General features: G+C 49.5%; 17 protein-coding genes. 9 read left to right on the top strand and 8 right to left on the bottom strand.

Features of this window, described 5'->3' with window-relative positions; all coding sequences use genetic code 11:
- Positions 1-155: 155 nt before the first annotated feature.
- A complete protein-coding gene (locus BZG82_RS14175; protein ID WP_077766127.1) occupies positions 156-1,001 on the bottom strand; it encodes a magnesium transporter in 846 nt (281 codons plus the stop codon).
- A 337-nt stretch (positions 1,002-1,338) separates the two neighbouring features.
- A complete protein-coding gene (locus BZG82_RS14170; protein ID WP_158074980.1) occupies positions 1,339-1,803 on the bottom strand; it encodes a TetR family transcriptional regulator in 465 nt (154 codons plus the stop codon).
- 365 nt (positions 1,804-2,168) lie between these two features.
- On the opposite strand from BZG82_RS14170, the gene BZG82_RS14165 reads away from it, so the two are divergent.
- A complete protein-coding gene (locus tag BZG82_RS14165) occupies positions 2,169-3,824 on the top strand; it encodes an AMP-binding protein (RefSeq protein ID WP_077766126.1) in 1,656 nt (551 codons plus the stop codon).
- Positions 3,825-4,072: 248 nt separating this feature from the next.
- Complete coding sequence (locus tag BZG82_RS14160) at positions 4,073-4,369, top strand: DUF406 family protein (protein ID WP_077481948.1); 297 nt, start codon at positions 4,073-4,075, stop codon at positions 4,367-4,369.
- Between the two features lie 55 nt (positions 4,370-4,424).
- Here BZG82_RS14160 and BZG82_RS14155 read toward each other — a convergent pair whose 3' ends face one another.
- The gene (locus tag BZG82_RS14155) at positions 4,425-5,039 is read right to left on the bottom strand and encodes a DNA-J related domain-containing protein (RefSeq protein ID WP_077481946.1); all 615 of its coding nucleotides are present in this window, start codon (positions 5,037-5,039) and stop codon (positions 4,425-4,427) included.
- Between the two features lie 338 nt (positions 5,040-5,377).
- Between BZG82_RS14155 and BZG82_RS14150 the strand changes: the two genes are divergently transcribed.
- On the top strand, positions 5,378-6,151 hold the full coding sequence (locus BZG82_RS14150) for an EAL domain-containing protein (protein ID WP_077766125.1): 774 nt from the start codon (positions 5,378-5,380) through the stop codon (positions 6,149-6,151).
- A gap of 149 nt (positions 6,152-6,300) precedes the next feature.
- Positions 6,301-7,686 carry a multicopper oxidase family protein gene (locus BZG82_RS14145; RefSeq protein ID WP_077766128.1) on the top strand — a complete coding sequence of 462 codons (1,386 nt, stop codon included), beginning with the start codon at positions 6,301-6,303 and terminating at the stop codon, positions 7,684-7,686.
- A gap of 83 nt (positions 7,687-7,769) precedes the next feature.
- Here the strand turns inward: BZG82_RS14145 and BZG82_RS14140 are convergent, their stop codons facing one another.
- A complete protein-coding gene (locus BZG82_RS14140) occupies positions 7,770-9,728 on the bottom strand; it encodes a methyl-accepting chemotaxis protein (RefSeq protein ID WP_077766124.1) in 1,959 nt (652 codons plus the stop codon).
- 243 nt (positions 9,729-9,971) lie between these two features.
- On the opposite strand from BZG82_RS14140, the gene BZG82_RS14135 reads away from it, so the two are divergent.
- Positions 9,972-10,319 carry a carboxymuconolactone decarboxylase family protein gene (locus BZG82_RS14135; protein ID WP_077766123.1) on the top strand — a complete coding sequence of 116 codons (348 nt, stop codon included), beginning with the start codon at positions 9,972-9,974 and terminating at the stop codon, positions 10,317-10,319.
- Positions 10,320-10,390: 71 nt separating this feature from the next.
- Here BZG82_RS14135 and gcvT read toward each other — a convergent pair whose 3' ends face one another.
- Together gcvT and BZG82_RS14125 are read right to left on the bottom strand one after the other, a co-directional pair.
- Positions 10,391-11,506 (bottom strand): glycine cleavage system aminomethyltransferase GcvT, encoded by a 1,116-nt coding sequence (gene gcvT / locus BZG82_RS14130; RefSeq protein WP_077766122.1) that lies wholly within the window; start codon positions 11,504-11,506, stop codon positions 10,391-10,393.
- Between the two features lie 82 nt (positions 11,507-11,588).
- Complete coding sequence (locus BZG82_RS14125; protein WP_077481649.1) at positions 11,589-12,191, bottom strand: helix-turn-helix domain-containing protein; 603 nt, start codon at positions 12,189-12,191, stop codon at positions 11,589-11,591.
- A 652-nt stretch (positions 12,192-12,843) separates the two neighbouring features.
- Here BZG82_RS14125 and BZG82_RS14120 point away from each other — a divergent pair.
- The 4 genes from BZG82_RS14120 to gcvP all read left to right on the top strand — a co-directional run bounded on the left by BZG82_RS14120 (position 12,844) and on the right by gcvP (position 18,926).
- Positions 12,844-14,244, top strand: a complete 1,401-nt coding sequence (locus tag BZG82_RS14120; RefSeq protein ID WP_077766121.1) for an L-serine ammonia-lyase — start codon at positions 12,844-12,846, stop codon at positions 14,242-14,244.
- A 28-nt stretch (positions 14,245-14,272) separates the two neighbouring features.
- Positions 14,273-15,571 carry a serine hydroxymethyltransferase gene (locus BZG82_RS14115; protein ID WP_077766120.1) on the top strand — a complete coding sequence of 433 codons (1,299 nt, stop codon included), beginning with the start codon at positions 14,273-14,275 and terminating at the stop codon, positions 15,569-15,571.
- A 97-nt stretch (positions 15,572-15,668) separates the two neighbouring features.
- Positions 15,669-16,046 carry a glycine cleavage system protein GcvH gene (gene gcvH / locus BZG82_RS14110; RefSeq protein WP_077454958.1) on the top strand — a complete coding sequence of 126 codons (378 nt, stop codon included), beginning with the start codon at positions 15,669-15,671 and terminating at the stop codon, positions 16,044-16,046.
- A 15-nt stretch (positions 16,047-16,061) separates the two neighbouring features.
- Entirely contained in the window at positions 16,062-18,926 is a 2,865-nt protein-coding gene (gene gcvP, locus BZG82_RS14105) for an aminomethyl-transferring glycine dehydrogenase (protein WP_077766119.1), read from the top strand.
- A gap of 81 nt (positions 18,927-19,007) precedes the next feature.
- On the opposite strand, the gene BZG82_RS14100 is transcribed toward gcvP, so the two are convergent.
- On the bottom strand, positions 19,008-19,616 hold the full coding sequence (locus tag BZG82_RS14100; protein ID WP_077766118.1) for an outer membrane beta-barrel protein: 609 nt from the start codon (positions 19,614-19,616) through the stop codon (positions 19,008-19,010).
- 347 nt (positions 19,617-19,963) lie between these two features.
- A partial coding sequence (locus BZG82_RS16410) for a hypothetical protein (protein ID WP_077766117.1) occupies positions 19,964-20,622 on the bottom strand: 659 nt, incomplete at its 5' end.

Here is a 20,622-nt window from a genome sequence, read left to right as displayed (position 1 = left end):
ATTCAACTGTTGTAATAGTGATAGCATAGTTACCCAGCAATTTACTGCGTAAGATCAAGCTAAGTGCGTATCAGATGTACAAAGCCAAACACGCTCGATATCACTCACCATAACCATAGATAAAAAATGGCGCCACTTGGGCGCCACTCTTCGGGCTAGCTACCAATGCCGAGGTAGGTATTAACCACGGTAAAATAAATCCACATCCCAGATATATCTACCACGGATGCCAGTACCGGGCTGACCAATACCGCAGGATCAAGATGACACGCGCGCGCCACAATCGGCAGCAATCCGCCAAGCGTTGTGGAGATGGTCACCTGAATAAACAGGGCCAACGCAATGGCAACCGCAATATCGTGCAATGCAAACGCGCCTACCGTCGCGTTGTGGTTGAACATCAAAATCCTCACTATCATGACTGCAGCAATCGCAATACCGATAAATACCGCGACGCGGGCCTCTTTCCACATCACTTGGAGCCACTGACGTTTGCGAAGCTCTCCCGTTGCAAGCGCCCTGACCACCAAGGTTGCCGCTTGGGAACCGGTATTGCCCCCCGCCGCCGCAATCACTGGCATATACACAGCTAACAGAACGAGTTGGCTTAAGGTATCTTCGTATTGAGCAATGATCATCCCAGAAACGATACCAAGCAGCGCAAGTCCGACAATCCAGCCAATCCGCTGTTTAACGTGCGCAAACACGCCGGTAGACAGATAGCTTTTCGCTGGTTCCGCTTCCGAGTGAATAAAGCCTAAATGGTTGGCATATTCACGGGCTTCGCGGTCAAACCCCTGCGCATCGAGCGCATTGAGCAAATGCTGGACATGAGCCACTGAGCAGTGATGTAAAATTCCCATCGACTCCTCAACCGGCATCACGGTAAGCAACTCGACTTGCTTGTCGAGATCGTATTGTAAAAATGCATTACGTGCCGCCACGATTTCTGCAGTGGAAAACGTAGTGGCGTAGTCAAAAGTGTTGTTCATTACCGTCATGGCGAATCTCCCGATTGGCAACAGGTAACGACCATCAACAACGAACCTCACGCCAAAAGGGCGTGATTAAGCGTTACATCGAGAAAGGAGAAAAACAGAGCGGGAAACCAGCTACGACTGCGCTGGTAAAAGGAAGGGTCACAATACCAACGGCAATTATTTTTCTCCGTATCGACTAGGAGGATGGTCGGTATTGTTCATAGTTATCTCCAAAAAAGGTCTGGTGCTGTAAAAGCGTGGCGAGTTTATCAAAAGGCATTGCGCCTGTCTGTCAAATTTTGGTGAGATAACGGGGTGATATGTCAATTATTATGCAGGTTCAACGGACCGGTGCCGTTCATTGACGACACATGAGTAAACTGGCGCCTAGCAGCTGTGAAAAAGCAACGGTCAGATCGGTATTCATTTGCTTTTCACAATCTGTCTGCAATTTACGTAGACAGCGAAAGGCGACGCCGTTATCGGCTTTACCGCTGATCAGCAAGTAGAAACACAGCCGTAAGATGGCTTTGAACTCACCGTCAGCATGCATCGCCTGCATCCAGCTTTGCATTAACTGGTTAACGGTTCCCCCCGTCTCAAGCGTACCCATCAAATTATCGAGCAGCACGGGTTCGAGCGCGGCCATAAAATCTTGTTTGCGCGGGAAGTGGTGACTGATCCCGGTACGAGACACCCCCGTTGCTTCACTGAGGGTGGTATACGACATACCCTCGTAGCCCAACGTCAGGAGTTGCTGCTTCGCGGCATCAAGAATAGTCTCGATCGTCTGTTGTGTTTGGGCCTTACTGCGTTTTGGCATCTGTAATGTGTTCTCCCCAGTCTCCGTCAGCATGGCGGGCAGTAATCGTCTGCATGTTGCAATGTGTTTGCAGACAATGCATTTGCGCCACGACTCGCCATAAAGATAGTACAGAGTGCAATAGAAAGCCTGACACGAAACACACCAAAGACTCGCTGAAGCGGATCAAAGTTCTGCTAATACCTTGATAGATAAGTGTGAAAACAGCCCAAAAAATGAGGACTTATTGGTGTAAATAGTGCCGACAGTCATAATTTGAACACATGTTTAAACAATTGCCTTGCGTAAATACGGGCAGAGTCAGTAAGTTAACATTATTATAACAGTTAGACGTATGAATCACGTTGCGACAACGAGGAAGTCCAATGTCACACATCAAACCACACGATCAGATCTTACGCTGGGCCGACGAACGCCCTAACCACGTATTTTTACGCCAAATTCGCGATCGCCGTTTCGTGRATTACACCTTTGCGGACGTCGCTGATCAGGCGATGCGTATGGTCACCGCATTACGTGACATGGGCGTGCAACCCGGTGACAAAGTGGCGCTGATTTCTAAAAACTGTGCGGAATGGTTTATTGCCGATCTGGCGATGATGATGGGCAGCTACATTAGCGTGCCTATTTTTCCAACCGCGGGCAGCGACACCATTGAGCACGTGGTCACGCACAGTGAATCTAAGGCCATGTTTGTCGGCAAACTGGATGATACCAAAGCGCTAAAAGCGTCGTTACAGACCCTATCACACATTAAGACTATCGCATTTCCATATCCTACGGTGGATTGCCACTATGACTGGCAGGAGTTAGTCGCAAGTCACGAACCTACCGAAGAGCGTCCGGTCCATCTCGATAATGATGTGATGTCACTGGTATATACCTCTGGCACCTCTGGGCTCCCCAAAGGCGCCATTCTGAGCTACGGTGGCTATTGTTGGTCCGCGCAACGCCTGATTGACCACATTGGTATCGAGCCGAACGATCGTTTGTTCTCGTATCTGCCATTGGCCCATATCACCGAACGCGTATACATCATGGGGTCGGCCATTATGGGTGGGATCCCAACCGCGTTCCCAGAGTCGCTCGATACCTTTATTGAAGATGTCAAAATGCATCGCCCAACGCTTTTCATTTCGGTACCGCGACTGTGGACGTTGTTCCAACAGCGCATTCAAGAGAAATTGCCAGATGCACGTCTTAACCTGCTGCTGAGCATTCCTCTTGTCGGTAGTCTGGTTAAAAAGAAAATCGCGAAGAACCTTGGTCTTGATCAAGCGCGCGTATTGGGCTGTGGCTCAGCGCCGGTTGCCCCAGCACTATTGCGTTGGTATGAAAAATTGGGCCTACATATCACCGAAGCCTGGGGAATGACCGAAAGCTACGCATACAGCACACTTAACTATCCATTTAGGGCCGACAAAATTGGCACCGTCGGCAATGCAGGACCCGGCGTTGAAATCAAGATAGCCGACGATCAGGAGATCTTAGTCAAAAGTCAGGGCCTATTTAGTGGCTATTACAAAAATGAGGAAGCCACAGCCGAAACCTTGGTGGATGGTTGGCTACACACGGGGGATTTAGGCGAACTCGATAGTGAAGGCTACCTGAGTATCTCAGGGCGTAAAAACGATACCTTCAAGACCGCAAAAGGCAAATTTGTTGCCCCAGTGGCGATTGAAAAACGTTTATTTGAGCTGTCTAACGCTGAGATGCTCTGTGTGATCGGCTCTGGCATGCCTGCGCCTATTTTGCTTGCTTTGCCGCACCACTTCCCGCACTTTGATCGGGCCCGTTATGAGCGCCGCGTGAAAAAGGTAATTGATACCATCAACGGTGAGCTGGAGTCCCACCAGCAAATCAAAGGCGTTTTGATGATCAAAGAACCTTGGAGCATTGAGAACGGAAAACTCACGCCAACACTTAAAATTCGCCGCCATAAGCTAGAGCAAGAGTACCACGAGGTTGGCGCGAACTGGCCAAAAGGCACCTTGGTCCAATGGGAAGAAGACTGGGTCTAGCGCATTCTACCAAGATGTTCTGACGATCACCCACGATTGGCATACGCTGATGGTGGGTGATTTTTTATTCGCCACCTATTGCTTACAATTAGATTGCTGACAATGATGCATCGTGCTACAAACTCCTGCAAAACCTGACCTATCTCAATGTGCCACAATCAAGACTCTGCTAAAGATCAGCATGACATCTTTATTGCAGGCGATAAGCCTATTTTGACGCCTGCAGCTTTATCTCGTAGGGGACAACCATGAAAGAGAATCAAACTGACGCATGTGACGCGTGCGGTGTAAGCGCAGAAATTGGTTATATTATCTCAGAAGGAGATGAAGTCGCGGAAGTGACGATTCATGCCGACAGCGTCGAGGCAATGCAGGCGCGCTTTGAGCAGTACCTCTCGCTCGCACAAAGTATTAACCCTGCCGTCAAGCACGACTTTAACGCCGAGCAAATTAGCGGCGACAGTGCACATATCAAAATGCAATTTGAATGCAGCGCTGAAAAGCTTATCTTTGAGCTACGCAGCCGTGGCCTTAACAACGCCTAATCACTACCATACAGGGTGTGTCACCACACCCTGTATTTGCTTGCTGAGGGCGGAGTTAAAGACGCAGGCTTTGCCATGCCTCGCACATTTCACGAAACGTGGTCGCATCGCCTTCAGGACGGTCTGGGTGCCACTTCAACGCCATTTTACGCCACTGGCGACGGATCTCATGCTCGCTAGCATGCTCATCCAACCCAAGTACGGCCAGAGCTTTTTTGCGCTCTAGCATGGTTTCGCCCGGCGCATCATTACCAATATGGCGTTGATAATGCTTCCAAAACGACGATAGCAGCTCTTTGACATCGTCTCGGCTAGCGTCGTAGTTGTTCCAATCCATGTAATATTCACGGAGTGGATCTTGATAATCGATTTCGTTTGCCACAAAACCATTACCGCCAACACGCCACTGCAATTGAATGTCCATTGACTCCACCTGCAACCACTGCTGAGGTAGCAACATCTCTTGCAGTTGGTATAGCGCATTCATTATCAAAAAATTGCGCTTAAACAGATCAAGATGCGGGTCAGCATCCAACTCTGCCATGATGGTGTTTTTTTGCAACTCACTGAGAAGGTGATGCACTTTCCAGCTTTGTCGCGTAGATTCCAAGATACTGAGTATTGGCCAAATCAGGGGGTTGTCTATTTCATCCCGTTTTTCAGCAAGCATGACGTTCATCCTCTGTCACTGGCCAGCTACCTTGAACCGGCACATCTGGTATTTTCGGTCGTTTAACAACCTTATTAAGGTATAAACCAAATTTGGTCACTTTGTCGCCATTATCAGCAAAAAGCAGCTTGTTCATCCGTATGCCATACTTTTTGTATCACACGACGTCAAAAAAGCGCCTGATATTGCCGCTTAATTATTAAGCATATCTAGTGCCAACTTACTTATGCATTGTGGAGAAATCGTCGTGGCGCAGAGATTAGACACCTTGACTCGCATTAAAGACACGCACCATCTATTGTTGTGTAAACACCTTTATTTCATTGATATTTAAATCTATGACACATACCGCCTCCCAATGTGATGCCTGCAAAAACAAAAAACCGCTCCCTTTTGCCTTTTCAATGGCCTTTCAGCCAATTGTTCAATTATCCACTGGGCGTGTTTTCGCATACGAAGCGCTGGTACGAGGCATGGATGGCGGCGGTGCGGGCAGTGTTTTTAAACATGTAAACGCCGACAATCAGTATCAATTTGATCAGACCTGCCGTATCAAAGCGGTGTCATTAGCGGCAAAGCTCGAGATTCCCTGCTTTTTGAGCATTAACTTTATGCCTAATGCTGTTTACGAGCCCGAACGTTGTATTCAAACCACCCTTAAAGCCGCGCGCGAACACCAGTTTCCGCTCGATCGCATCTTGTTTGAGTTTACCGAAGGGGAAGAAGTGCTTGATTATGGTCATATTCAACGCATTATTCGCTATTACCGCTCGCAAGGCTTTATTACCGCCATTGATGATTTTGGCGCCGGTTACTCTGGCCTAACGGCGCTGGCTAATATTGATACAAATATTATTAAAATCGATATGGCGCTGGTGAGAGATATTGATACTGACCCAGTGAAACAGGCCATTGTTCGCCACAGTGTGGCAATGTGTGAGGAGCTAGGGCGTCAAATTATTGCCGAGGGGATAGAAACTGAGAAAGAATTACGCTGCTTGCACGATTTAGGCATCGACTTCTTCCAAGGGTATTATATTGCCAAGCCTGAATTCGAAGCATTACCCGCCATAAATCAAGCACCTGGCCTCGACATTTTTCACCGTCAATAATCCGACTATCGAGCCAGCAGTCTGTTGCTGGCTTATTTTAACTGCCTCACAGGGTCAATTGATAATCTTTCTCACTTTGACGCGTTCACGGTATAGTAAGTCGATTATTTGATTCGAAAGGTATTCTTATGACTTGCCGTGACCAAGGCATGCCAGTGCATGGCCTCACTCGACGTCGCTTTCTCCAATCTTCCGCTGCTTTCGCTGCGTTGTCCGCCCTTCCTGCTTGTTCGCTGGTATCCGCATCACGAGATAATGGCATGTGGGAATATCACTTAAGCGCTGAGCCAAGCACAGCATCTTTAGTGCCCGGCCATCAAACGGATGTATTGGCATTTAACGGCAAGATCCCTGCGCCCACGATTCGCTGCCGTCAGGGCGAGCCCGTGACGATTCACTTTACCAATAACCTTAATGAACCCACCACCATTCATTGGCATGGACTCCGCATTCCGATTGAAATGGACGGTGTACCCTTTTTATCCCAACCCCCTATTCAGCCGGGCGAAACCTTTACTTATCGCTTTACACCGCCTGACGCTGGCACCTTTTGGTATCACCCTCACATGAACTCCGTGGTGCAATTGGGCAAAGGCTTGGTGGGCACCATTGTGGTGGAAGAAGCGTCACCGGTCGCGTTTGACGAAGAGCATGTACTCATGCTCAAACATTGGCACCTCGACCCCCAAGGGCAATGGAAAGATCTCGCCATTCCTCGTTATAGCGCCCGAATGGGAACGCCGGGTGAATGGGGCACGGTAAACGGAGTTCATCAACCTAAGTATGAACTACAAGAAAATGCCACCACTCGCTTGCGTTTAGCCAACGTCGATAATACCCTGACTTATCCCATTCAAGTCCGTGGTGCGGACGCGTGGATTATTGCCATTGACGGCAATCCGATCGCAACCCCTCGACGACTCGAGGAGCATAAGATCGCGCCCGGTATGCGACTCGATATTGGTTTAGTCGCTCCCAAAGCCGGATCCAATGTTGAGATCATGTACATGAAAGGCCGTTTTCCTTTCCTACTGGCTAGCTTTACCACAACGCCATCCACCTTGGTCGAAAAACCTTTGCCCGCCCTGCCACTTAATCCAGTGGCCACTCCTGACTTGGCGAATGCGGAAACGCGACACTTTGTGTTTGAATGGGCCGGCGCAATCACACCCGCCGATAAACAAGGCAAAGGGAAGCACGAATTTTGGCTGATGAATAAACGCGCATGGGAGGGAATGAGCAAAGGCAATATTCCCGATCCGATCGCAACGCTCGAACGGGGCAAAACCTATATTTTCGATTTAAAGAATGTCACTCAGTACCACCATCCGATCCATTTACATGGTCATACATTTACCGTGCTGGAAATGGACGGTAAACCCGTGACACCTTTCCATACCGATACCGTGCTATTGGGTAAAAATGGCCACGCCAAGGCAGCCTTTGTGGCCGATAACCCTGGCCGGTGGATGTACCATTGTCATGTGATTGAGCACATGAAAACCGGTCTAATGGGATTTGTTGAAGTGGTGTAGCGATAAACATCACGTGCACAATAAAACGGCGAGCCTACCTGCTCGCCGTTCATCTTTGGCGCTCCTGTTTAAAGATAGCGCCGTTATGTGCTGGGTTTGTCGGTTTTGAATCGGTTTACCAACTCTGAGAGTTCAGTCGCCACCATACGTAACTCGGCCGCCGTTGCGTTAGTTTGCTCCGCGGTTTCAGCAGCACTATTCGCACCATCCAATACGTTGGTCACATTCTGATTAATGTCTTCCGACACCGAGTGCTGCTCTTCTGTTGCGGTGGCGATTTGCGCGGCCATATCATGGATCTGTCCCACCAATTCTTGAATGGTACTAAATACACTCAGGGCCTCTTCAGTTGCCTCGGTGGTTGTCTGCGAGTGTTCCACACTGCCCTGTAGCTTTTCTGACAGCTGGCTAGTCCGTTGAGTCAGGGCTTGTAACAACTCGTCAATTTCTTCGGTCGATTTGGTGGTCTTTTGCGACAGCACCCGAACCTCATCCGCCACCACGGCAAAGCCTCGGCCATGCTCCCCCGCACGTGCCGATTCAATCGCCGCATTCAGCGCCAATAGGTTGGTTTGCTCGGCAATGCCACGAATGGTATCCAGCATGGCGGTGATATTGTCGTTTTCTTTAGTAAGCTCAGCCATGGCGCTATCCGCTTCGTTGAGCGTGGTCGCCATTTCTTGCACTGCTGCGCGCGTGTTATTCATCAAGGCCATGCCGCGATCAACTTCTGATTGGCATTGCTGCGCCGAATCGGCCGTCTGATTACAGTTTTGCGATACCTCATTAGCCGTCGCGACCATTTGATGAAACGCGGTCGCAATCTGCTCGAGCCCTGAGCGCTGCTGGTGACTTGCGCCATCCAGCTGCTCAGCAAACTGGGTGGTGTGATCAGCATGGGATGTAAGTTTCAGCGAGCGATCTTTAATGCCAATGATCAGCTCTTGGATCACATCCACGAACTGGTTAAAGGCAGTGGCGGTCGTGCCTAGCTCATCTTTGCTGGTTACCGGCAAACGTTTAGTTAAGTCACCTTCACCGCTTGCCGCATCACTGAGCCCATCACTCACCGCAACAATCGAGGCAGAGATGCGGTTAACCATAAAGAAGCCCAGCACCCCGAAAATCACCACTAAAAGTACACCAATCGAGATAATTACGGTTTGCAGTTGATTCACCTGCCCTAACACTTCTTGCTGAGGCACAATACCAATTAAACGCCAGCCGCTATCGGGCGCTTGATACTGGTTAACAAAATAAGACTCACCGTCAAATGACACCGCCTTGAGGGCACGGCTTAGCGATTGACCGCTGTAGACGCTATTCACGCCATCCACAGATTCAAAGTTGTTATCTGGGTTATTGGGATCGGCCAAAATGGTGCCGGTATCTTCCACCAGCACAATGTAACCTGACTGGCCGAGCGTGACCTCGCCAAGCATATTGGTCAATGCCTCCAAGGTAACATCAACACCCACCACCCCAGTCAGGCCGTCTTGCGCAGGAAACTCCATCACATAATCCAGTAAAGGTGCGCCCGATGTAATATCTTGGTATGCCGGCACGCGCACAGGGTTATTACCACTTCCTAATCCGGTTTGATACCAAGGGCGCTGCCGAGGGTCGTAATCGCCAGACTCCCCTTGCGGCCACTGAATGTAGCCCCCATCGCTTAAACCGAGAAAGACATAGGCGAAATCATCACGCGAATTACCCATTGCATCCAACAATTTAAACGCACGGGCTTCGACCGGGCTATTCTGAGGCGATGTCATTTGCTTTGCCGGGCCCATGTACTTGGCAACACTGCTATCGAGCTCTTGCAGGGCTTGGCTATTGGCTAACATTTTCGCGTTAGCAGACAGGCCTTGTAGGTAGAACTTAAACGCATTCCCAATGTGCTGCATTTCCTTATAAGAGCTTTGCTCGTAGCTAATTAGGGTACTTGTTCGGAACTGATACAAGGCGACGACACTAATAATCAGTGTCGGCAATACCACCCCTGTCAACACAATGGCTAAAATACGTTTTTTAATACTCATAACTGACCCCCGTCAGTGACTACCTACCGTTCAGTATTAATGTGTCAACTATCAATAGTGACTTATTGAGACTAGAACAGGCATTTTCAGGCAGCCATAAAAAAGCGGATTTAACGGCGCTGGCAAATCGAAACCAACAGGATGAGAAAGATTTCTAGGCAATCAATTATAAATCATGGACACGGATTGCATCCTACACACAAAGCAAATATATTAGTCAAAGCTAAAATAAAAGGTGGGACTATGACCAAGAAAAACTATCAAGAAATCAATGAGCAACAATTGGCGTTAAATAAACAATTTAAAGCAAACAGCAGTGAGACTCTGGCGGTATTTGGTCAGCTTCATCGTGCCGCAATGGCAGAAGGCGACCTTGATGTAAAAACCAAAGAGTTGATTGCATTGGGGATTGGTATTGCCGCGCGTTGCGATGGCTGTATCGGTGCACATGTTGCCGCCGCATTAAAGCACGGTGCGACCAAGCAAGAATGTGTAGAGGCGATCAACGTTGCCATTTTAATGGGTGGCGGCCCGTCGTTGATTTATGGTGCGCAAGCCCTAGAGGCGGTTGAGCAGCTTAGCAACGCGTAACCTTATTGCTCACTGCCCATAAAAAAGCGCAGCTGATTGACGCTGCGCTTTTTATTACCTGTTTGTCCTCATTAGCCGCGATAATAACGCTGCGGCACAAAGGGCATTTTCTCGACGGTCATGGGCAGCTTTTTACCACGTACTTCGGCAAACACCTCCGTGCCCACCGCGGTAAATTCCGGTGACACATACGCCATCGCAACCGGCATGCCTTTAGTGGGACCAAAGGTACCACTGGTCACGATACCAATTTCGTTATCGTTGGCATCGAACAGCTTGCTGCCTTCACGTACAGGCGCTTTACTTTGGCCCAACAGACCAATTCGCTTACGGCTGACCGCTTTAGTGGCAATCTGCTCGAGAATTTTCGCCTCACCGGGGAAGCCTCCGGCGCGCTCACCCTCCGCACGACGTACCTTACTGATCGCCCAAATAAGGCTCGCTTCGATCGGCGTAGTGGTGGTATCCAAATCATGACCATACAGGCACAAACCACATTCCAAACGCAGTGAATCACGTGCACCTAGGCCAATCCATTCCACGTCGTCATTGGCAAGCAGCGCTTTGGCGAGCGATTCTGCATGTTCAGACGGTACAGAAATTTCAAACCCATCTTCACCGGTGTAACCGGAACGACTCACCACGCAGTGAATGCCATTAATCTCAACAGGTTGAATGTCCATGAACACCATGTCATTAACCTTCGGGTTGAATGTCGCCAACACTTGCGCCGCCTTCGGGCCTTGTAGTGCCAACAACGCACGATCATCAAGCACCTCGACGGTCACATCCCCTTTCAAGTTATCGCGCAGATGCTGAATGTCCTGTGCTTTGCAGGCGGCGTTAACGACCAGAAAGAGATGATCGCCTAGGTTGGCAATCATGAGGTCATCCAGAATTCCTCCTTGTGCGTTGGTGAACACGCCATAACGTTGTTTGCCTGCCGGTAAATCAATGACATCAACAGGCACTAAGGCTTCTAGCGCTTTGGCTGCATCCTTTCCGTCGAGACGAACCTGCCCCATATGCGATACATCAAACAGACCTGCGTGTTCGCGGCAATGGAGATGCTCTTTGCGAACACCGAGCGCATATTGGACGGGCATATCATAGCCAGCAAAGGGGACCATCTTTGCGCCCATCTCAATGTGCAATGCGTGTAGTGGGGTCGTTAGTAACTCTGCCATTGTTCACTCCATGTTCTGCCTAAATGGCGATAAAAAGTAATGCTAGTCGACGATGCGCGTCGCCAGTTTTCGTGACTTTGCGTTAGGATGCGGTCACCCACAAGATGAGTGCGTCATCCTCGCTGACCGATGCCAACATATGTCCCATCGTGGCATCGTAATAAACACTGTCTCCCTCATTGAGGGTGATCGCTTCATAAAACTCAGAGTAAAAGCGAATGCTGCCTTCCAACACCAGCAAAAACTCTTCACCATCGTGACGGATCCAATCACTGTAATCTTCAAAAGCGCGGGCACGGACACGCGACTTAAATGGCATCATCTTTTTGTTGCTAAGTTGCGTTGCCAGTAGCTCGTGTTCATAGGTGCCGGTTGGGTGCGCCTTACCCTGACCGGCTCGTGTAATATCACGGCGCCCTGTTGCTTGCCGTTTTTTGGGTGGCGCAAACAACTGAGGCACGTCAATGTCTAGGCCGTGAGCGAGTTTTTGCATCGCTTGGAAAGTCGGGGAGATTTGCTCATTCTCTATCTTTGATAAGGTCGAGCGCGCTAATCCCGTGCGTTGACTTGCTTCTTCGAGCGTCAGCCCTAACCCCACTCGAATCGCTTTTAATCGTGGGCCCAACCGCAACGGCGCAATTGGCGCACGTTGTTCATCATCCATTTGCGCTTTTTCTACCTGCATTGAGGGATACACATCCTGTGTTAAATGGTTTGTTGACACCGTTGGGCTGCCTCCGCGCTAACATGGTTAACTCTATTAACGCCGCATTCTGACACATCCCACCCTCGAACGGCATCGGCATAGTTAACACTTTTAACAAAAAAGTTTCCTATTGGAAATATCGTCCTATTGGGCAAGATGCAACCGCCTCGTTCCCCTCAAATTCGTGAATCAATGGATCGCCGCCAATACGCTTAAAAGGAAAAGTCCATAAATGACAAGCAGTCATGGCGTTGCGATGCAAAAAACGATGATGAGAAACCCGACGCTGTTTGCAATTTACCTCAGCATAGGATAAAAAGGCAAACGTTTGCGTAACAAGGTTGATCGTATAGCCAGAGGTCGTTATGTCATCGCGATCACAACATAGGTTTCCTATTGGAAATTTATTTTGCGGAAAAGTTACGGCTTAGGTACGTTAACAAAATGTTTAAATCATCACCAGCGCGTGCCGGTTGTTATCACTCTCGCCGCTTGCAGCGACCTGTTTCAGGAGCGTTCTGTGGCAAGGATATAAACTGTAGGTAGCACTGCTGATGAGTGAGCAATGCAAGGTGTCTACAAAGACATCTACCAACAACAATACGTACCTTACCTGTGTAGGAGACATGCCATGAGTCACAGCATGTTTGACCTGTTTAAAGTCGGTGTCGGACCCTCCAGCTCGCACACCGTTGGGCCAATGTTGGCCTGCGCACGCTTTTCACAATTCGCGATCCAAACACTCTCGCTCGATGCGATTCATCGCGTGAGCGTCGATTTATACGGCTCCTTGGCGTTAACCGGAAAGGGCCACGCCACGGACGTCGCGTGTGTGATGGGGCTAATGGGCGAAATGCCCGCCACCATCGAATCAGACGACATTGAAACCATGACCAAAATGGTTAAAAACGGCGGCGAACTGCCCTTTGCTGGTAGTCATTATGTCCCGTTTAGTTGGGATGCGGATTTGGTGTTTCACTACGATCAGGTGTTACCCGCCCATCCCAATGGCATGACCGTTAGTGTTTATGACAAAAAAGACAAATGCTTGGCACGAAAAACCTATTTTTCGGTCGGCGGTGGATTTGTGGTGGAAGAAGGTGAAACGGATGCGCTGGCCTCCGACTTTACGCCCCCCTATCCGTTCAAAAGTGCGGCAGAGTTACTTGAGCAATGCGAAAAAACGGGCATGACAATCAGTGAGCTGATGTTTACCAATGAAATTGCCCAAGCGCAGTATACCGACCCCAGTGCGACGCGGGATACCGTCAATCAAGGGCTCGATCATATTTGGCAAGTGATGCGCGAGTGCATCGACCGCGGTATTCAACAAGGCGGCATCTTACCCGGCGGTTTAAACATTAAGCGACGCGCCAAAGGGATGTACGACGCCATTCATGACAAACAAGCGCATGGATTACCGACAGACAGCAATGATTGGGTCAATCTGTTTGCCATGGCAGTCAACGAAGAAAATGCCGCCGGTGGCCGAGTGGTTACCGCGCCGACCAATGGCGCAGCAGGTGTGATCCCAGCGGTGTTGGCGTATTACGACAAGTTTGTCTCGCCCAACAATCCAGAAGGTATTCGTACCTTTTTAGCGACTTCTGCCGCGATTGGTTCCTTGTATAAAACCAATGCGTCTATCTCTGCGGCCGAAGTGGGTTGCCAAGGAGAAATCGGAGTAGCCTGTTCCATGGCAGCAGCGGGGCTCGCTGCAGCGATGGGAGGCACCAATGCGCAGATTGAAAACGCTGCAGAGATTGGCATGGAACACAATCTAGGACTCACTTGCGATCCCATCAATGGCTTGGTGCAGGTGCCCTGCATCGAACGCAACACTATGGGCGCCGTGAAGGCGATTAACGCAACCCGCCTCGCTCTCGGCGGTGATGGTGAGCACCATGTGTCACTCGATAGCGTGATAAAAACCATGCACGAAACAGGGCTCGACATGATGAGCAAGTACAAGGAAACCTCGCAAGGCGGCCTTGCTACCAATGTGATCCCAATTAATGTGGTGGCCTGCTAACCCACGGCCAGTCAACAAGGATGAAGCAATGAAACCCAGCTACCCAAACGTGGAACTTGAGCAATTCTTCTCAACCAACTTGTCTGAATCAGACGGTGCCGTGATGGCCGCGATTAACGCGGAACATAAACGCCAGCAGCAACAAATCGAATTGATTGCGTCAGAAAACATCGTTTCGCAAGCCGTGATGCAAGCGCAAGGCACCTGCTTAACCAATAAATACGCCGAAGGCTATCCGGGCCGCCGCTACTATGGCGGCTGCGAGCACGTTGATGAAGTCGAAGCCATCGCTCAAGCCCGCGCCAAACAGCTGTTTAGCTGTGAGTATGTCAACGTACAGCCGCACTCGGGCGCACAAGCCAACGGCGCCGTGATGCTAGCGCTACTGCAACCCGGTGACACCATTTTAGGTATGTCACTCGATGCTGGCGGCCACCTCACTCACGGCGCGCGCCCTGCGCTATCCGGTAAATGGTTTAACGCTGTGCAGTACGGTGTGAGCAAAGACAGTCTAGAAATTGATTACCATGAAGTCGCGGTGCTGGCTCGCGAGCATCAACCCAAGATGATTATCGCCGGGGGTAGTGCGATCCCACGTCAGATTGATTTTGCCCGTTTCCGCGCGATTGCCGATGAAGTGGGTGCCTACCTGATGGTTGATATGGCGCATATCGCTGGCTTGGTTGCCACCGGCGCCCACCCATCGCCACTGCCCCATGCGCATGTGGTTACCACCACTACGCATAAAACCCTGCGTGGCCCACGCGGTGGCATGATCCTCACCAATCACGAAGACATCAATAAAAAGATCAACTCGGCCGTGTTCCCCGGTCTGCAAGGCGGTCCGCTGATGCACGTGATTGCGGCCAAAGCCGTTGCATTGGGTGAGGCATTAGAGCCTGAGTTTAAACTGTATATTGATCAAGTGGTTGCTAACGCCAAAGCGCTCGCGGAAGTGCTCCAAGCCCGTGGCTGCGACATTGTTACCGGCGGCACCGATACCCACTTGATGCTGGTTGATTTGCGCCCGAAATGCTTAAAGGGCAATCAAACTGAGGAAGCACTTGAACGTGCTGGGATCACCTGTAATAAAAACGGCATCCCCTTTGACACCGAAAAGCCCATGATCACCTCCGGCATTCGCCTCGGCACGCCAGCCGGCACTAGCCGCGGTTTCGGCACCGATGAATTTCGTCAAATCGGCGAATGGATAGGCGATGTGTTGGATGCCCTCGTCGAATCGCCAGAGGGCAACTCCGACATCGAGGCGCGCGTGCGTAAAGACGTGCAGCAACTTTGCGCACGTTTCCCCGTGTATCGCCAATAAATTGAATTTAAGAGCTGGCGTCACCAACGCCAACTCATTTTACATTGTAAATCGCTCATTGTTTGAGCAGCTCGTATTTAAAGCAGGAGAGTAACAAATGGACGCGACACTGAAGTTTTCGAAAAGCCATGAGTGGGTTAAAGACAATGGCGATGGCACTGTCACTATGGGGATCACTGATCATGCCCAAGAACTGCTTGGTGATGTCGTGTTTGTCGATCTACCCGAGGTTGGCGACAGTACTGAACAAGGTGAGAGCTTCTCTTTGGTGGAATCAGTGAAAGCCGCGTCTGATATCTATGCCCCCGTGGATGGTGAAGTCGTCGCTATCAATGAAGATTTGGAAGATAGTCCAGAGCTTGTCAACGAAGCACCCTTTGAAGGTGGATGGATTGCCAAAATTAAGCTGGCTGACGATACCAATTTGGATCACTTGATGGATGCAGACGCGTACGCGGCAACGATTGAAGACTAATTCAGGACGAATACCATGACGCAAACTCGTTTACTCGACAGCCTAGTGGCCGATAATGATTTTATCGCGCGCCACAATGGTCCCGATACCAATCAGCAAAATGCGATGCTGGCGGCGATTAATGCCACCAGCCTTGAGCACTTAATTGAAGAAACTGTCCCTGCTGACATTCGCTTGCCAAAACCGCTCAACCTGAGTGCGCCCAAAAGCGAAACCCAGATGCTGGCCGAACTTAGCAACATTGCCGCGCAAAACACCATTAAGCGCAGCCTGATCGGCCAAGGCTACTACCACACGCATACTCCACCGCCTATTTTACGCAATGTGCTGGAAAACCCGGGCTGGTACACGGCTTATACCCCCTATCAGCCCGAGATCTCGCAAGGCCGATTAGAATCATTGCTGAACTTCCAGCAAATGGTGATGGACTTAACGGGAATGGATTTGGCCAACGCGTCGCTGCTCGACGAAGCCACTGCCGCGGCGGAAGCCATGACTCTGTGTAAGCGTGGCGGCAAGCACAAAGGCAACGCGTTTTTTGTTGCCAGTGATGTGCACCCACAAACGCTGGACGTGATTAAAACGCGCGCCAACTTCCTCGGCTATGACATCATTGTTGATCACGCGGACCAGCTGAATCATTACGACGTATTTGGCGCCCTGCTCCAGTATCCTGGCACCACCGGTGAAGTACGCGATCTCAGCACGCTGATTGCAGACGCACAAAGCAAGAAGACGCTAGTCGCAGTCGCCACCGATCTACTTTCACTCACCTTGCTTAAAGCGCCAGGTGAAATGGGCGCGGATGTGGTGATTGGGTCGGCACAACGCTTTGGCGTGCCCATGGGTTACGGTGGCCCACACGCCGCCTTTATGGCCACGCGTGACAAGCTAAAACGCACCATGCCGGGCCGCGTGATTGGCGTATCGGTCGATAGCAAAGGCAACCAAGCCCTGCGCATGGCGATGCAAACGCGCGAGCAACATATTCGCCGTGAAAAAGCGACCTCCAATATTTGTACCGCTCAAGCGTTGCTCGCCAACATGGCTGCTTTTTATGCGGTATATCACGGTCCAGAAGGCTTGAAGAAAATTGCCCGCCGTGTGCATCATCTGACCGCACTGTTCGCCAAATCGGCACAAGCGGCGGGGTTGAACCTTGCCCACGACAGCTTCTTTGATACCGTCACGCTCAACACAGGCGAGCAAACCGACGCCTTGTACCAACAAGCGCAAGATGCCGGCTTTAACCTGCGTAAATTGGATGGCCAGCTCGGCGTGAGCTTTGATGAAGCGAGCACGCTGGCAGAAGTCAATCAATTGCTTACCGCGCTTACCGGTCAAGGCAATGCAGAAAGCGTGGCGAGCGATATTGAAGCCGATGAATTTGCCGCGATCCCTGCCGCATGCCGCCGCACCAGTGCATACCTGACGCACCCCGTCTTTAACCGCTATCACAGTGAAACCAAGCTGATGCGGTATATGAAGGCGTTGGAAAACAAAGACTTCTCCCTTACCCACGGTATGATCCCATTGGGCAGCTGTACCATGAAGCTGAATGCCGCGGCCGAGATGATCCCCGTCACCTGGCCAGAATTTGGTGCCCTGCATCCGTTTGTGCCATTGGAGCAAGCCAAAGGTTATCAAACACTGGGTAAATCACTGCGTGACATGCTGTGTGAAATCACCGGCTACGATGAGATCTCCATGCAGCCGAACTCAGGTGCGCAAGGGGAGTATGCGGGCTTAATCGCGATTCAGCGCTACCATGAAAGCCGTGGCGACAGTCATCGCAACGTGTGCTTGATCCCAAGCTCTGCCCACGGTACCAACCCTGCTTCCGCGGCAATGGTTTCGATGAAAGTGGTCGTAGTTGGCTGCGATGACGACGGCAACATCGACATTGACGATCTGAAAGCTAAAATCGACAAACACCGCGATGCGCTCTCGTGCATTATGATCACCTACCCATCGACACATGGTGTATACGAAGAGACCGTGCAGCAAGTGTGTGAGCTAGTACACGAGGCTGGAGGCCAAGTTTACTTGGATGGCGCCAACATGAATGCGCAAGTGGGGCTGACCACACCGGGCTATATTGGCTCAGACGTTTCGCACCTCAACCTGCACAAAACCTTCTGTATTCCCCACGGTGGTGGCGGACCGGGCATGGGGCCAATTGGGGTGAAATCGCACCTTGCGCCTTTCCTCCCTGGTCATGTGGAGCAAGGTGACGAATTTGCCGTGTCGGCCGCACCAATGGGCAGTGCCTCGATTCTTCCTATTTCATGGGCGTACATTGCTATGATGGGTGAACAAGGCCTAACGCGCGCGACCGAGTTAGCGATTCTCAGTGCCAACTATGTGATGGAGCGTTTGCGTCCCTACTACCCCGTGCTTTATCGCGGCAAAAACGGACGCATTGCACACGAATGTATTATCGACATTCGCCCACTCAAAGAGGCATCCGGCATCAGCGAAGAAGACATCGCCAAACGCTTGATGGATTATGGCTTCCACGCGCCGACCATGTCGTTCCCGGTCGCGGGTACTCTGATGGTTGAACCGACCGAAAGTGAAAGCCAAGAAGAGTTGGATCGCTTCTGTGATGCCATGATTGCCATTCGCGAGGAAATTGCCAAGGTGCAAGACGGTGAGTGGACGCTGGAAGACAACCCATTGGTCAACGCGCCTCACACCCAAGCGGATCTGATGGCAGACGAGTGGTCTCACGCCTATTCCCGTGAGTTGGCTTGCTTCCCATCTGCCCATAACAAGGCAAGCAAATACTGGCCATCGGTCAACCGTGTCGATAACGTCTACGGCGACCGTAACCTGATTTGCTCTTGCCCTAGCATTGAAAGCTATATGGATGAATGACTTATCCTGTCTGGGGCATTAGTTGTTTAGCGAGTTATCAAGTACAAAGGCCACGTCTAAAGGCGTGGCCTTTTCGTCATATTATAAGTGATATTTAACGTTGGCCATCAGCATTAATTCATCGCCAAACTTGACATTTTGCTGTACGCCACTATCTTCATATTCATATTCGCCTGTATGGTGAAGGTAATTTAACTCCGCACCTATACTCCACTGATCAAATTTATAATTCAGCCCTGTTTGAGCTCCTAATACCATATCACTCATTTCATGGTTGAAATCATCAAACTGCCAGTCACCAAAGAATTCTTCATAGCCTACCTTTCCTCCAATATTCCATGAAATATTGTTTGTTAAAGGGAGCAAATAATCATATCGAGTGTAGATAGTTGCGACTTCGGTGTCCGAGTAATCAAATTTTTCTCTATCTATACTTCTATAATCAATCCCAAGACTAAATTGATGAGTATTATTGTATGTAACGCCACCTCTTAGTCCTACGATAGGGCTATTGTCGATATCAAATTTATGCTTACTACCATCTAGCGTTATTTCTTGCTTCCCACTGATATTAGTTCCGGCATCAAACCCAACAAAGTATTGATAGTCTGTACTCTCTTCAGCATTGGCAATAAAAGCCGCTGATGTTAACGCACCAAAAAATAATATTTTAAATTTCTTACTCATCATGATTAGCTCCCGTATTATGTGTTAGGTNGGATAGAACACCCCTCCTGAATGAAAACTGAACAAAAAAAGATTGCAGCAGGGTTAGTGTTTCTAAATGAAGAAGCAGGGTGAAATGATAAGAAAAAACATTACGTTATATTTTTTAGGACTATGTTCAGGTTATGTTCAGGTTATGTTCAGAAAAGTAATGTACGCCAGTTGAGAGGTAGTTATTACTAGTCACTCCCAAGCAATAAAGTGAAATGTATGAAAGTGTACACTTTTCAGTTTAACCCGCGTTTATTCAAACTAAACTCAACAATCTCGAGGCTCAAATTTCCAAGCCTATTTGATGATTATTACAAAGCTTAGGATAAGTCAAACAGTCTCATTTTTTCAATAATTAGCTCATATGCGCGTTGAAAAACAGGGCCTTTAGCGCCTTTCTGGCTTGTTAACAATACACAAGGCCAAAGTACTTCTTGCGCAGAAAATCCGCTACCTGTTATCTTAATGATCTTGTCGTCAACAAACGGTGACGCTAAGTGATCGGGTAAGATAGTCCAAGCATCGGGTGTTCTGTTTAAACATTCAACCATCATATTCACTTCTGTAAAACTACAGTAAAAAGGACTTAAAATTGTCAAATCCTCTAATTCTGATGCTAAGAAACTCTCTAAAATAAACTGTGGCTTTACTTGAAGGTAAGACCTTGTATAGGAATAACTTTCACCTATCTTAGGCTTATTTACATATAGTGAACATGCAATCTGACCTAGCGTGAGTGCATCGAGCCCATCTTTTGGTTTCGCCCGATTAGATAGAATTTGTATACTCATATCAATAACTTGGTCACTCAAGTCATGAATGGCCTTAGTTTTATTCTGACATAATAAATTAATTTTAGACGATGGAAACTCTACAAGAAGTTGATGTCTGACCTCAACAATCACCTGCCGAGGAATCGTAGTATCATAGGAAATCGTCAGAGATCCTTCTATACCATGAAAAATACCATCAGCCAAAC

Origin of the sequence: Salinivibrio sp. PR5 (genome assembly GCF_001996085.1) — a bacterium.
Lineage (GTDB): Bacteria > Pseudomonadota > Gammaproteobacteria > Enterobacterales > Vibrionaceae > Salinivibrio > Salinivibrio proteolyticus.
This window is presented reverse-complemented; position numbering and strand designations above follow the sequence as displayed.